Annotated in this window: 13 protein-coding genes; 5 read left to right on the forward strand and 8 right to left on the reverse strand. The window is 29.8% G+C overall.

Annotated features, from left to right (window positions below):
- Positions 1-92 precede the first annotated feature (92 nt).
- Positions 93-626, reverse strand: coding sequence for a DUF1599 domain-containing protein (locus ATE90_RS09630; RefSeq protein WP_101451532.1), 534 nt, complete (start codon positions 624-626; stop codon positions 93-95).
- Between the two features lie 82 nt (positions 627-708).
- On the opposite strand from ATE90_RS09630, the gene ATE90_RS09635 reads away from it, so the two are divergent.
- From ATE90_RS09635 to cdaA, 3 genes are all read left to right on the forward strand, one after another.
- A complete protein-coding gene (locus ATE90_RS09635; protein WP_036787275.1) occupies positions 709-1290 on the forward strand; it encodes a TIGR00730 family Rossman fold protein in 582 nt (193 codons plus the stop codon).
- 1 nt (position 1291) lies between these two features.
- Entirely contained in the window at positions 1292-2116 is an 825-nt protein-coding gene (folP, locus tag ATE90_RS09640) for a dihydropteroate synthase (protein WP_036787277.1), read from the forward strand.
- Positions 2117-2467: 351 nt separating this feature from the next.
- Complete coding sequence (cdaA, locus tag ATE90_RS09645; protein ID WP_036787279.1) at positions 2468-3244, forward strand: diadenylate cyclase CdaA; 777 nt, start codon at positions 2468-2470, stop codon at positions 3242-3244.
- Positions 3245-3279: 35 nt separating this feature from the next.
- On the opposite strand, the gene ATE90_RS09650 is transcribed toward cdaA, so the two are convergent.
- Together ATE90_RS09650 and truA are read right to left on the reverse strand one after the other, a co-directional pair.
- The gene (locus ATE90_RS09650; RefSeq protein ID WP_101451337.1) at positions 3280-5046 is read right to left on the reverse strand and encodes an ABC transporter ATP-binding protein; all 1767 of its coding nucleotides are present in this window, start codon (positions 5044-5046) and stop codon (positions 3280-3282) included.
- A gap of 3 nt (positions 5047-5049) precedes the next feature.
- A complete protein-coding gene (gene truA, locus ATE90_RS09655; RefSeq protein WP_036787282.1) occupies positions 5050-5775 on the reverse strand; it encodes a tRNA pseudouridine(38-40) synthase TruA in 726 nt (241 codons plus the stop codon).
- Positions 5776-5874: 99 nt separating this feature from the next.
- Between truA and ATE90_RS09660 the strand changes: the two genes are divergently transcribed.
- A complete protein-coding gene (locus ATE90_RS09660) occupies positions 5875-6372 on the forward strand; it encodes a metallophosphoesterase family protein (protein WP_036787284.1) in 498 nt (165 codons plus the stop codon).
- On the opposite strand, the gene ATE90_RS09665 is transcribed toward ATE90_RS09660, so the two are convergent.
- The 4 genes from ATE90_RS09665 to ATE90_RS09680 form a co-directional block, all read right to left on the reverse strand.
- Complete coding sequence (locus tag ATE90_RS09665; RefSeq protein WP_254712314.1) at positions 6359-8074, reverse strand: tetratricopeptide repeat-containing sensor histidine kinase; 1716 nt, start codon at positions 8072-8074, stop codon at positions 6359-6361. The two genes, ATE90_RS09660 and ATE90_RS09665, sit on opposite strands and share 14 nt — an antisense overlap.
- Before the next feature lie 119 nt (positions 8075-8193).
- Positions 8194-8895, reverse strand: coding sequence for a hypothetical protein (locus ATE90_RS09670; protein WP_101451339.1), 702 nt, complete (start codon positions 8893-8895; stop codon positions 8194-8196).
- A 59-nt stretch (positions 8896-8954) separates the two neighbouring features.
- Positions 8955-9620 (reverse strand): response regulator transcription factor, encoded by a 666-nt coding sequence (locus ATE90_RS09675; protein WP_036787287.1) that lies wholly within the window; start codon positions 9618-9620, stop codon positions 8955-8957.
- 270 nt (positions 9621-9890) lie between these two features.
- Positions 9891-10322, reverse strand: coding sequence for a DUF4293 domain-containing protein (locus tag ATE90_RS09680; protein ID WP_036787289.1), 432 nt, complete (start codon positions 10320-10322; stop codon positions 9891-9893).
- A gap of 195 nt (positions 10323-10517) precedes the next feature.
- Here ATE90_RS09680 and rho point away from each other — a divergent pair, with 195 nt between their 5' ends.
- A complete protein-coding gene (gene rho / locus ATE90_RS09685; protein WP_036787291.1) occupies positions 10518-12203 on the forward strand; it encodes a transcription termination factor Rho in 1686 nt (561 codons plus the stop codon).
- Between the two features lie 303 nt (positions 12204-12506).
- On the opposite strand, the gene ATE90_RS09690 is transcribed toward rho, so the two are convergent.
- On the reverse strand, positions 12507-14597 hold the full coding sequence (locus ATE90_RS09690) for a peptidylprolyl isomerase (RefSeq protein ID WP_036787293.1): 2091 nt from the start codon (positions 14595-14597) through the stop codon (positions 12507-12509).
- Between the last annotated feature and the right edge of the window lie 90 nt (positions 14598-14687).

The following is a 14687-nucleotide window of genomic DNA, read 5'->3' on the forward strand; positions in this document are numbered from 1 at the left end:
CTTAAATCATTATGCACTTTATATTAAACAATAAATTGAAAAAATAATCTTGTTTTTATAAAATGTGCCCTTATATATACATGCAGATCTTTTTACCCCAGATGAATCATAGCAAAAACAGCATAATTAATCATGTCTTGGTAATTTGCATCAATCCCTTCAGATACAATGGTTTTTCCTTTATTATCCTCAATTTGCTTCACGCGTAATAATTTCTGTAATATCAAATCTGTTAAACTAGAAACACGCATATCTCTCCAAGCTTCACCATAATCATGATTTTTATCCATCATTAAATTTTTGGTAATTTCACTATGTTTATCATACAAAACAGTAGCATCTTCCGTGCTTAAATCAGGGGTTTCAACAACACCATTTTCCAACTGAATTAGTGCCATTATGGAATAATTAATGATTCCAATAAATTCAGATTTTTCACCTTCATCCACTTTTCTAACCTCATTTTCTTGCAGCTGACGAATTCTTTGTGCCTTTATAAATATTTGATCTGTTAAAGATGGTAATCGTAAAACTCTCCAAGCAGAGCCATAATCAGACATTTTTTTTATAAATAAACTTCTACATTGGTCTATAACGGCATCGTATTGTTTTGAGGTATCTTGCATTTTTGTAAAAAAGTATTTTCCCAAATGTAGTAAATCTTAAAAGCATTTCATTTATTTTTACCATGAATTTATCAACTATAAAATGAAAAGAATTGTTGTTTTTTGTGGTTCGAGCTTAGGCTTTAATCCTGTTTACAAAGAAGCTGCTATAGAATTAGGAAATTATTTTGCTAAAAACAAAATTGGTTTGGTTTATGGTGGCGGAAAAATAGGAATGATGGGAATTCTGGCTGACACAATTTTAGATCATAATGGTGAGGTTATTGGGGTCATTCCAAAGTTGTTAGAAAAAGAAGAAGTTGTTCATGCTGGGGTAGAAGAAATGATAGTTTGCAAAAAAATGAGTGAGCGCAAAGTAATTATGAGTAAATTAATTAACGGTTATATAACCCTTCCTGGGGGTTTTGGAACGTTAGATGAGCTTTTTGAAGCACTCACTTTGAATCAATTACATATTGAACAAAAACCTGTTGGCCTTTTAAATATAAACGGCTTCTTTGATGGTGTGCTATTGCAGTTAGATAAAATGGTAGAAGAAGGATATTTAAAACAAACGAATAGAGACATGCTATTAATTGGAACTTCTGTAGAAGAGTTAATGCAAAAAATAAACAATTACAAAGCATTAGAAATAGGGCACATAATTAATAAAGTGGTACGCTAAAATGACTATAAATTGCAAGGGAACTTTAGTAGATCTGTCCTCACCAAAAGTAATGGGTATTTTAAATATTACTCCTGATTCTTTTTTTGATGGAGGAAAATATAAAAATGAATCTGAAATTCTTGGACAAGTTGAAAAAATGCTTTTCGAAGGGGCTACATTTATTGATGTTGGTGCATATTCTTCCAGACCAGGGGCAAAGCATATTTCTGAAAAGCAAGAACTGCAAAGAATTGTTCCTGTTATAGAATTACTGATAAAAAATTTTCCTGAAATAATTATTTCTATAGATACTTTTAGAAGTGCAATTGCGAGAGAAACCATTGATGCTGGTGCAGCTATTATAAATGATATTTCTGGCGGAAAAATGGATGATAACATGTTTAAAACTGTTGCTAATTTGCGAGTACCATATATCTTAATGCATATGTTAGGTACTCCCCAAAACATGCAATTAAATCCTGTTTATAAAGATGTTACTCAAGAAATTATTTCCTTTTTTGCAGAGCAAATCTTCAAGTTACACCAATTAGAAATCAATGATATTATTATTGATGTTGGTTTTGGTTTTGGAAAAACTATCAGTCATAATTATGAAATTTTAAAAAACTTATCGCTTTTTAAAAGTTTAAACGCACCTATTTTAGCAGGAATTTCGCGTAAATCCATGTTGTACAAAACGTTAAATATTTCTGCAAAAGAAGCTTTAAACGCAACTACTTCTGCAAATACTATTGCCCTTTTAAATGGTGCAAATATCTTACGAGTTCACGATGTAAAAGAAGCAATGGAAGCCGTTAAAATTGTACATCAACTTTCTTCATAAACACCTGTTTTTATAACCTTAATCTCAAAAAGCAGCAAGTAATAATTTTTGTTTAATGTATAAAATTAAACAGTATTGCAAATTAAGAAACCTACATTCTTCTGCAAGAAGACTTAAATACTAATTGGTAGTATCCTAAGTAATAAATTGCAGATAAGTTTTTTTTACTAAAACGATGTCCTATTTTTAATTGATTTTAAAAAATCAAAAAAAAAGACGAATTGAAAGAAGTAAAGATTATATTCATTTGTAAAAAATGATCTTATTTTGATTTCCGACATCGAAATAAAAAAGGGATATTGTACTCACAAAATTTATTAGTACTTTTACCTGAAACAGTCTATTCTCTTCATGTTAGATTTTATCCCTTTTTCTATTTTAGATGTGCTAGATATTTTGCTAGTAGCAATATTACTCTTCTATATCTATAAATTATTAAAAGGTACAGTAGCCATAAATATTTTTATAGGAATTGCTTTTATATTCTTAATTTGGAAAATTACGCAAGCTTTAAGCATGGAAATGTTGAGTGGAATTTTAGGTTATTTACTTTCTGGAGGAGTTATTGCTCTAATTATTGTCTTTCAGCAAGAAATTAGAAAATTTCTACTAATGATTGGTACCACTAACTTTTCAAGTAAGAAAAGTTTTTTAAATCAGCTGAAGTTTTTACAATCAGAAATTAGTTCAGAAATTGAAGTAGATAAGATTTTAAAAGCATGTTACAACATGTCTAAAACTAAAACTGGAGCTTTAATCGTTATTGAAAAAACGAATAGTTTAGATTTTTTAATAAACAATGGAGATCCTATGAATGCGCTTGTAAACGAAGTAATTTTAGAGAGCATTTTTTTTAAAAATAGTCCTTTGCACGATGGAGCAACAATTATTAGAGATAATTATATTGTTGCTACGAGAGTCGTTTTACCAATTTCTGATAGTACAAAAATACCTACTAGATTTGGTTTGAGACACCGATCAGCTATCGGAGTAAGCGAAAAAACAGATGCAGTTTGTTTATTAGTTTCTGAGGAAACTGGTGAAATTTCTTACATAAAAGATGGTGAGTTTGTACTATATTCAACCCGTGAAGAACTCCTCGAGAAGCTTAATAAAGATTTAAACTAAAAACGGATAATCTTAGTTCATTTACTAAAAACACATTAAGAAGCTTGGTCCAAACTAAATTGCTTATCATATAAATTTTTATAATAACCATTTTCTTTTTCTAATAATTCTAGATGAGACCCTTCTTCGACAATCAAACCTTTATCCATCACAATAATTTTATCAGCCTGTTTTATAGTTGCTAATCTGTGTGCAATTACAATAGAAGTTCGATCTTTTGTAATAGTTTCTGTAGCATACTGTATCATTTGCTCTGCATGCGAATCTACAGAAGATGTTGCTTCATCTAAAATTAAAATACTAGGTTTGCTTACATAGGCGCGCAAAAAAGCAATTAATTGTCTTTGACCCGAAGAAAGCATTGCTCCTCTTTCTTTTACATTATAATTGTAACCTCCAGGAAGTGTCAATATAAAATCGTGAATTCCTATTTGTTTAGCCGCCTTCTTCACTTGATCTAGAGTAATTTTCTCGTTTTTTAAAGTAATGTTATTCAAGATAGAATCAGAAAATAAAAACACATCTTGCAAGACTATTGCAACTTGACTTCTTAAACTTTCTAGGGTATACTCGTCAATAGAGATGCCATCAACGTAAATAGTTCCGCTATTGATCTCATAGAAACGATTTATTAAATTGATGATGGTAGATTTCCCTGCACCAGTTGCTCCAACGATAGCAACAGTTTGCCCTCTTTTAACATCCAAAGAAATTCCTTTTAAAACTTCTTCATCTTGAACATAACTAAATCGAACATCTTTAAAACTTATATTTCCTTTTAGATTATTCGCCTTTAAAGTGCCACTTTTGGCAATACTGCTATGTGTATCTATTACTTTAAAAACACGTTCACCAGCAACAATTCCCATTTGTAGTTGATTAAATTTATCCGCAATTTGACGCAAAGGTCTAAACAACATTTGTGCATATTGTATAAAACCCATGATTACTCCAACAGAAATTCCTGAATCTTGAACGGCTTGTCCACCTCCAAACCAAACAATTAATCCAATACCTATAGATGATAAAATTTCTGCAATAGGAAAAAAAACAGAGTAATACCAAATTGTTTTTACATGTGCTTTTTTGTGCTTCTCATTTATTTCTTTAAAATTTTGATATTCGATATCTTCTCTATTAAAGAGCTGCACTATTTTCATGCCTGTAACCCTTTCTTGCACAAATCCATTTAAATTTGCTACCTGATTTCTTACTTCTTGAAAAGTAGCTTTTATAGCTACCTGAAACAATTTTGTTGCGTACACTAAAATGGGTAAAATAAATAAAGTGATTAAAGCTAACTCCCAATTTAAAACAAGCATTACAACAGTTACGGCAAACATTTTAAGAATGTCACTTAAAATTGTAAACACTCCATTACTAAAAAAAGCTGCAATTGTCTCTATATCAGAAACCACTCTAGTGACTAGTTTTCCTACAGAATTATTATCAAAGTAAGACATTTTAAATTGCAAAATATGTCTAAATATTTTTGACCTAATATCTCGAATAATGTGCTGTCCTACCCAATTTGCAAAGTAGATGAAAGTAAATTGAAGTAGAACTTCCACTAACAAAATACCCAACATTAGTAGCGTATAATTTAATAAGCCTACTTTATCTTTAGATAAGATATAATCATCTACTGTGTTTATTAAAATATAAGGAGATAAAACAGAAAATAATGCTAAAAATATAGTGGAAGAGGCGGCTATAAAAAAATACAAACGATAGCGTTTTGCAAAAGACATGAGTCTTGAGAAAATTTGCATATCAAAAGCATTTCCTGATTTTTCTGCCAAAATTTAGTATTTTATTTTTGTTAAAAATAAGCCTTTTGCAGGAACTGACAATCCAGCATTACCTCTATTTTTGCTTTCTATGATACCTCTAAAATCCTCCTTAGAAATTTTACCTAAGCCTACATCAATTAAAGTACCCACAATAGCTCTGACCATATTTCGAAGAAATCTATTTGCTGAAATATGAAATGTTAATTCGCTACCGTTTAAAACCCAAAAGGCTTCTGTAACATTACAATTAAAAGTATAAACATCTGTCTTTACTTTAGAAAAAGTTTGAAAATCTGTATATTCTAAAAGTAATTTTGCAGCTTGGTTCATGGACTTTACATCTGGCATTTGTGAATGAATTTGCCATGAAAAATCCAATAAAAAAGGATTTCTACCCAAGCAAATTCTATACTCATAACTTCTTGAAGTTGCATCAAATCTCGCATGCTTTTCATCTTCCACCAAAAACACATTACAAATAGAAATATCATTGGGTAAAATTGAATTCAATTTAAAAACAACATCCACTTTTAAATCCTTGTCAAAATCAAAATGTGCAAACATTTGCTCAGCATGTACCCCCGTGTCTGTTCTACCTGCTCCAACAACTTGAATTTTCTGTTGAAAAATTGTACTTAATGCATTATTTAATTTTTCTTGCACCGAACTAACATCTGGCTGAATCTGCCAGCCATGATATGTTTTTCCATTATAAGAAAGTTCTATAAAATATCTCAAGAATAATTATTTTTTGAAATCTTCAAAATTACGGAATTTATTTTGTTATCATTACATTTGAATCTTTAGAGACGTTAAACTTTTCTTACTTTTTTTAACATGAAGAAAATCTTATTATTATCCGATACTCATAGTTATATTGATGACCAAATTTTAAAATTTGTAAAACACGCGGATGAAGTTTGGCATGCAGGTGATATTGGTGACTTAAACGTTACTGATACCATAAAAAAACTAAAACCATTAAAAGCAGTTTACGGTAATATTGATGGAGCGGATGCGAGAAGTGAATTTCCTTTAGATCAAAAGTTTTCTATTGAAAATGTTTCTGTTTGGATGACACATATAGGAGGGTATCCCAACAAATACAACCAAAGAATAAGGGAAGATATTACTAAAAACACCCCAAAAATTTTCATCTCTGGACATTCTCATATATTAAAAGTACAATTTGATAAAAAACTGAATTTATTGCATTTAAACCCAGGTGCTGCCGGAAACCATGGCTTCCATAAAATTAGAACAATGCTTCGTTTTCAATTAGAAAAAGGAGATATAAAAAATTTAGAGATTATTGAATTGGCTAAAAGAGGTTAGTTACTTGTTTTTTTTTAATCGGTAACTCTACTTTAATTTGAGTTCCTTTTCCTTTTTGAGAATTTATCTCAAGCTTCCCTTTCATTATTTGTATCCTAGCCTCAATTTGATTGATTCCTAAACCATCTTTTAAGGCTATTTGTGTTTGATCAAAACCAATGCCGTCGTCAAAAATCTGCATTAAAATATGATCTTCTTCTTCTTTTAATTTAATTATTGCATTTTTTGCTTTACTATGTTTTAAAATATTATTCACAAACTCTTGAATAATATTGTAGGTTTTAATTTCAAATTTTTGATCATATCTTCTTAAACCTTCTATTTCTGTATCTATATTTAATTCTGAATTCGAATATTTTTCTGCAATATCTCTAATCGCAAAATTTAATCCAAATTTTAATAAGACTGAAGAAACTAATGTATGTGACAAGTCTCTAATTTTTTGAGAAGCTTCCGCAATAATTTCTTGAGTTTTATCAATTTCTAGGGGTACACCCTCCGCAAACTGTTTTTTTGTTGCTTGTAAATGTAAGTTAGCAGAAGATAACAAAGCACTGACATTATCGTGCAGGGTTTCTGCAATTTCTTTTCTTTCAGATTCCCTACCATTCAGCGTAGCATCTAAGGCTCTTGCTTGATATTCAGATTTAAGCTTATCTAAATTTTGATTCTGTAATAACTCTGTTTTCGAAAGTTTTAATTGTAAATTCTTTTGACGAATATTATAATAACCAATAATAACTATAAGCGCAATAAGAATTAAGCCAACAATTACAATAATGGTCCTAAACCTATCTCTTTCCTCCAACAGTATTACTTCTTGTTGTTGTTCTAAGAGCTCTTTTTTTGCATCAAAATCGTATTTCAATCTAAGCTCCTCATATATCTTTGCAACTTCTTTACTTCTTAAACTATCTTTTAAAAGATAAGATTCTTCTTGATAATTATAGGCTTCATAATCTTTTAATTTATATAGATTATATGATAAGTTATAATACAACCTTTGTCTTACTTTTAAAGCTCTATCACTTTTTTCATTTTTAATTAAATCTAGGGCTTCCTTGTACTTTTCCTTTGCTTCTGTATAATTATTTTGATCTAGTAATATACTTGCTAAATTACCTTTCGCCGCCGCCTGAGAAACTTTATTATTATTTTTTTTATGAAATATAACTGCTCTAATTGCGAAATTCTTTGCTAAATCATAAAGGGAATCTTGCATATACAAACCTGATAGGTTTGTTGAAGCACTTGCTTGAAAAGATAATGATTTCTCATCTAAAGCCTCAACATCTAGAGCGTTCTCATAATAATACTTAGCTGAGTCCTTAAGGTTTTTTCTTAAAAATCCACTTCCAATTCTTAAATAAGCATTAACTAACTTAGATTTATTGAAATTCGTGTTTTTTGATACATAAGAATCAAAATTAGCTTCTAATAAAATCTTCACACAATTTTTATAATAAAAAACAGATTTATCATGGTTATTGTTTTTTCGATAAATCTCACCTAAAATGCTATTTACTTCATAATCAGCAATAATATTCTTTGTTAATGTATTTGCATACTTACCAAGGAAATCTAAACCTTTTCTAAGCGCTTTTGGAAAGTTCTCAGCTTCATACAGCTGCTTAATTTCTAAAAAATCTTTATCAACGTCTATAATATTTTGTGTAACAAAAAAAGAAACCTTGTTATCCAAGGTTTCTTTTTTTATATACTTATAAGCTCTAATTTGAAATAAATTAAAAAATATAATTAGTAGAACAATTAACTTCTTATTTCTCAATGAAATTCTAATTATTTTCCATTAAAATTATTCTAAGCATCTTCTCCATCATCAATAATGACAATTGGCTTTCTGATTACCCCTGAACCGCCTTTTGATTCACCTGTATGATTTACAAAATGAATCTGTAATAACTTACCTTCTTCCTTATCAAAAGTTCTTGAGTACTTCTTTTTTGTTTTTGATTTCTTAGATTCCTCTAAATGAATTTCATAAATATTATTTTTACTGTCATACACAAAATCTACAGATACTTTCTTTTTTACTTTAAAGTCTAGATCATAAGAACCATCCTCGTTTTTTGCTATGCTAAAATCTTTTAGAAATTTACTCTTATCTTTATTACCTTTTTGAGCAAATTTAATATTATCATCAAAAATTGAAATACTTGGCTTTTTGTTAAAATTTTCGCTAATAAATTCTATGTGAAAATTTTCATTATTAAACCATAAATCAGAACCATATTCGCTCTTATGTGCTAGTTTATCATTAGTCAATGCTAAATGCAGTTCATTAGTATTATTACTATTATTTTTAACTTTACCAATACTAACGTTATTTTCTGTATTTATATCAATTGAATATGCACCCTCTGCATCTCTCTTTAACTGATATGTCTTGAACAATTCTTTACTCTGATTTTGCTGCTCTGGCAATAGTATTTCATCTGATGAACAAGATGAAAACACTAAAGACGCCATAACTGCGAAGGCTACAAATTTAATTTTTCTCATTTTTCTTAATTTTAAATTTTAAAATAATTTTTTGCTAATTTAATAAATTTAATTGACATTTACACTATATTATTTCGTACTGCATACATGGCCAAACCCACTGAATTTTTTACTTTTAATTTTCTTAATAAATTTTTCCGATGAGTTTCTACTGTACTAATGCCTAAACTCAATGCATCTGCAATCTCTGGAGAATTAAATTGTTGTGTTATTAATTTTAAAACATCCAACTCTCTATGTGTTAAGGTTTCGATTATAAATTTATTTGGTGCATCACCGATAGGCACCTGTTGACCAGCAAAAGATTTTAAAAGAACCGTTTGAATATCACTACTAAAATATTGATCCCCATTCGCAACTGCCTTTATAGCACCTATTACATGATCTCCTGCATTCTTCTTACTAATATAACCTTTGCAACCAAGACTTAACATTTCTTGTACAATCTTTATATCATCGTAACTAGAGAGGATAATAACATTTTGTCTAATTCCTTTTTTATTAAAATGTTGCAACACTTCAAAACCATCTAAAAAAGGCATTGTAATATCTAAAATTAAAACATCTGCCTTATTTTCCTTTTTATCAAACCAATCAATAACTTCTTTACCAGTTAAAGAATATCCTCTTATTGCGATATCCTTATCTGTATTAATGATAGCTATAATACCCTCAATCAATATCTTATGATCATCAGCTACGTGAACGTATATCTTTTTCTTCATTATTTATTATCAAATTTAAATTATATTATAGGAATTTACAATACCCATTTATAGTGAAATTAATACCTCCTTAATTACAAGGATAAACATCCCTATTTGTAGGGAGATAAAAAACATTAATTTATTGTATTTCAAATACTTAAAAATAAACAAATAATTAATAGCATTCGTTATTAAAACTAAAAAGAAAATAATAAATTCCTTTCAAAAATAAAAAACCGAGAAATATTTCTCGGTTTTTTTTCGCACTAAATATACTATTTGTTAGTTTTATCGCAATCTATCTACAGATTTTACGAGATCTTCATCCTTTTTAATAGCTTTATTTGCTAAAACAATAAGCAAAACGACTAAAATTGGTAAGAACATTCCAATACCTTTCTCAGAAACAATTGTTTCTCCAGATAAAGTTAGAGATAAATAAATCAATAATCCTAATAAAAAAAGATTCATCAAAATTATAATACGTCCGATTACAAATTGTAACTTTCTATTCTTATATAAAAAGATAGTTACTAATGATAAAATCGAAGATGTAATGAACATAAAAGGCACTACGTTTAAAGTAAATAACCCTTCTTTAAACAAATCTAATACAAAAATTTGTTCTTTTAAGGTTTTCCATAAATTAAATACAAAAATTAATCCTCCAGAAACTATTGAAGCTATAAGTAAATATATTGTTTGTATTCTTTGAATCATACTTTATAAAATGTGATTACAAAAATAGGACTTCTTTTTTAAAAAGAAAACTTGCAAGTAAAAAAAAAAGTATATATTTGTAGAACAATTACCACTCAAAAAAATATTGTATAGTGCTATATACAATAAATAAATTCAAAAATAATTTGTAAAAATCTTATATTTAAGATTAAAAATAACTTAATAAATACATAAATGTTCGAAATTTCTGAACTAAAAGCAAAAACGCTTGCTGACTTGCAAGTAATTGCTAAATCTATTGGCCTTGCCAAAACCAGTCAATTAAAAAAGTTAGACTTAGTATATCAAATCTTAGATACACAAGCTGCCACCCCAGCAAAGAGCGTCGATTCTGAAAACCCAAAAAAAACAAGGACTGAAAAACCAAAAAGAAAACGAGTTTCTAAGACTTCTGCGCCAACTACATCCTCAAATAATCCTGCTATTGAAATTGTAGATGCAGAAAATCCAAAACAACAAAAAACAACTCTACAAATGCCTGTTTCCAAGAAAATTGAGCATAAAGAAGTTGAAGTAAAAACTGAAGTTAGTACCGTTACTTTGGATAAAAAAGACGAAAAGCAGATACAAAAACCTAGAAACAACCCCAATAAGCCTCAGTCGAATAAATCTCAACCAAGTAAACCTGTTGCGAAAAATAATCCGCAGAAAAATAAAAGTCAGAACCAAAATAGGGACAGAAATAACACTACTCGAAATAATAGTAACCAATCTGGAAACCGATATAGAGACCCTGATTTTGAATTTGACGGAATTATTGAAAGTGAAGGTGTGCTGGAAATGATGGCTGATGGTTATGGTTTTTTACGTTCCTCTGATTATAATTATTTATCATCTCCAGATGACATATATGTATCTCAATCTCAAATTAAATTATTTGGCTTAAAAACTGGTGATACTGTAAGGGGAAATGTAAGACCTCCCAAAGAAGGAGAAAAGTATTTTCCTTTAATTAGAGTTTCAAAAATAAATGGATTAAATCCAAATATTGTTAGAGATAGAGTATCATTTGAACATTTAACGCCATTATTTCCTGAAGAAAAATTCAATTTAGCAGAAAAGGGTAGCTCTTTATCAACAAGAATTATTGACTTATTTTCTCCATTAGGGAAAGGTCAACGTGGTATGATCGTAGCGCAACCTAAAACTGGTAAAACCATGTTATTAAAGGATATTGCGAAGGCAATCGCGCAAAATCACCCAGAAGTTTATCAAATTGTTTTACTTATTGATGAGCGTCCGGAAGAAGTTACAGACATGCAAAGAAGTGTTCGTGGAGAAGTTGTTGCTTCTACATTTGATGAACCCGCAGACAAACATGTACGTGTTGCCAATATAGTATTAGAAAAAGCAAAACGTTTGGTTGAATGTGGACATGATGTCGTTATTCTTTTAGATTCTATTACACGTTTGGCAAGAGCTTATAATACTGTTGCTCCAGCGTCAGGAAAAATACTTTCTGGTGGTATAGACGCCAATGCATTGCACAAACCAAAACGTTTCTTTGGAGCTGCAAGAAATATTGAAAATGGTGGCTCATTAACTATTATTGCGACTGCTCTGACGGAAACTGGTTCTAAAATGGATGAAGTGATCTTTGAAGAGTTTAAAGGAACAGGAAACATGGAACTTCAGTTAGATAGAAATATTTCTAATAGACGTATCTACCCTGCAATTGACCTGATTAAATCTTCTACAAGAAGAGATGATTTATTATTAGATGCTAAAACCGTTCAACGTATGTGGGTTTTGCGTAAATATCTTGCAGACATGAACCCAATAGAGGCTATGGAATTTATAAATGATAGAATTAAGTTCTCTAAAAATAATGATGAGTTTCTAATCTCTATGAATGGTTAAAACCAAAATTTCGAATTTTAAAAAATAAATTACAAAAACCTTTTTGAGAAATCAGAAGGTTTTTTTTATTGGGACAATTTGCGGCTTGAACTGCGTGTTTTTTTCATTCTGTAAAAGAATTTGAATCAAAGCGTTCAGTTTAAGCCCAACAAGCTTATTTTTTTGGCACTGAATATGTGAATAACAAATTCTTTAATTACGAACTAATTCAGTTTAGTTTAAACTCATATTACTGCATAAAAAATCCGTTCAACATTAATTTGAACGGATTTTGAGTATTTTAAGAAATAATGAAACTAGTTTCTAGTTCGCATTATACATATTTGCTCGATAGTCTTCTACATTAGATGTTTTCTTAATAGCTTCAAACATTTTAAATGTCAATCTTTTTCTAGATTCAGCAATTCTTTTTCTGCTACTATCATAGTTTGGTAATGCCGTAGGAATTTCTTTGTTGGTTAACATAAAAGCAAAAACACCTCTATTACCTGCAATAGGACTAAAAACTTTATTTAATTCTGCATTATACATTGCTCCAACAATTTTTGGTTCAAGACCAACTCCAGAGAGTGTAGGATTTTTTAAAGTTATTCCATTAGCGCTTTTAACAGTTGTATTATTCGCAGTAGCAATATCACTCAAAGAAGCTCCTTGTAATTTTTCATTAATTAAGGCAGCTTTCTTTTCATTCACTAGAATTGGTCTTACTCTATTTGTTGCTTTTGCAGCCGACATTAAACCCTTTTCTGTAGCATTCGTAACAAATACAACCACATGACTTCCTTCTAAATCAAAACGCTTAAAATCGTTGACTTTAGTTTCTTTGCCAAAAGCCCATCTTACAATTTGTCTTTGACTTCCTAGACCGGCTACATTTTCATCTAAAGCTTTTAAACCGACAGCTGGTTTTGGTTTGTAATTTTTCCCTAATGCTACTTCAAAATACATGTTCTCCTTAGAAACCGCTAAAGCAAATTCTTCAGCATTTCTAAACGCTACATTTTCAGTTGCTTCAGAAGGAACAATTTTTCTACTAAAAGTAGCTAACTTTAATACCTTTTGTTTATTTTTTTGGTTGTCAATTCTAATAATGTGAAAACCAAATGGACTTTTAACCACATCTATATCTCCTTTTTTTCCTTCAAAGCAAAAATCTCTAAAAGCTGGTGTCATTCTTGAGTAATTAAACCAGTCTAAATCTCCTTCTTTTAGGGCAGAACCTTTATCAGATGAAAAAGTTTTTGCTAAACTTCCAAATTTCCTTTTACTTCTTTTTACAATCGTTAAAAGACTATCTGCTAATTTCTTAGCCTCTTCCTCTGACCTTGTAACATCTGCAGCAACTCTCTGAGACCCAATAAACGGAATTAAGATATGACTAGCTCTCACAGAATCTGGCATTTGACTCACTTCTGTTATTTTTGAAATCTTAAAGAACTCTTTGTCCTTGTATGGCCCCACAACATCACCTTTGTTACCCGCATAAATTATATCCGCAACTTCTTGATTTAATAAATTTTTAAATTGAATGTTTGAATTTAAGTTTGTGTCTGAATCATTTTCAGATAAAAACACGGATTCATCATCCGATTCTTTAAAATCTTCAATTAAAGCTCCAATATTTTTCTTGATAACTTCTTGGTCCGCATCAGTTGCAACAATATTAAACTGAACAAAAGAAATATCTCTAGATGCTTCTACTTTAAAATCATTCTTATGATTTTTAATATAAGCTTCCACTTCAGATAATTTTATTTTTACTAAACTGTCGGCAATACTTGTGAAAGGCACATACACAAACTGTGCATTTAACTTAGTATTCTCTATCATATATTCAGTTTCTCCTTCTTTTAAAGAAGCTCCTAAACCCGCAGTTACTAGATTATTATAAGTAGTTGTTTCAGAATTATCTCTAATTTGACTCATATAATCTGACCATTGAGACCATAATTGAGTTTTATTTTCTTTTTCACTAGCTAAAAATTGCTTGAATTTATTTTCATCAAACAAACCAGCTTCATTTTGATATTCAGGGTTACTTTGAACAAAAGAGGCATTCACTATTTCGTTCCAAACATCCGCTTCACCAATTGTGATACCGGCTTCACTTAACTGATTTTTATAGATTTTTTTTCTAACAATATTATCCCAAACAGTTTTTGACGCTTGCATTTCTGTAACGCCGTTTCCTGCTTTTTGTTTGTAACTTTCCAATTCTTGCGTAAACTCTTGTCTCGATATAGATTCTCCGTTAATTTCACCTATTTCATTAACCTTATTAGAGTTGAAAAAATCACCAAGTGTAGATGGATCTAGCACAAAAGCAAAAAGCGCTAATCCGATAATGATAATTAAGAACATTGAACGTTCTCTAATTTTTGATAAAACTGCCATACGTCATTTATTTATTTTCAGTTGGCGAATATACGGTTTTTGGTTTAAATATTGCAACCCATTTAGCACTTATTAGTAGGTGGTTACGTG

This window comes from Polaribacter sp. Hel1_33_96 (genome assembly GCF_002846595.1).
In the GTDB taxonomy this organism is placed as follows: domain Bacteria; phylum Bacteroidota; class Bacteroidia; order Flavobacteriales; family Flavobacteriaceae; genus Polaribacter.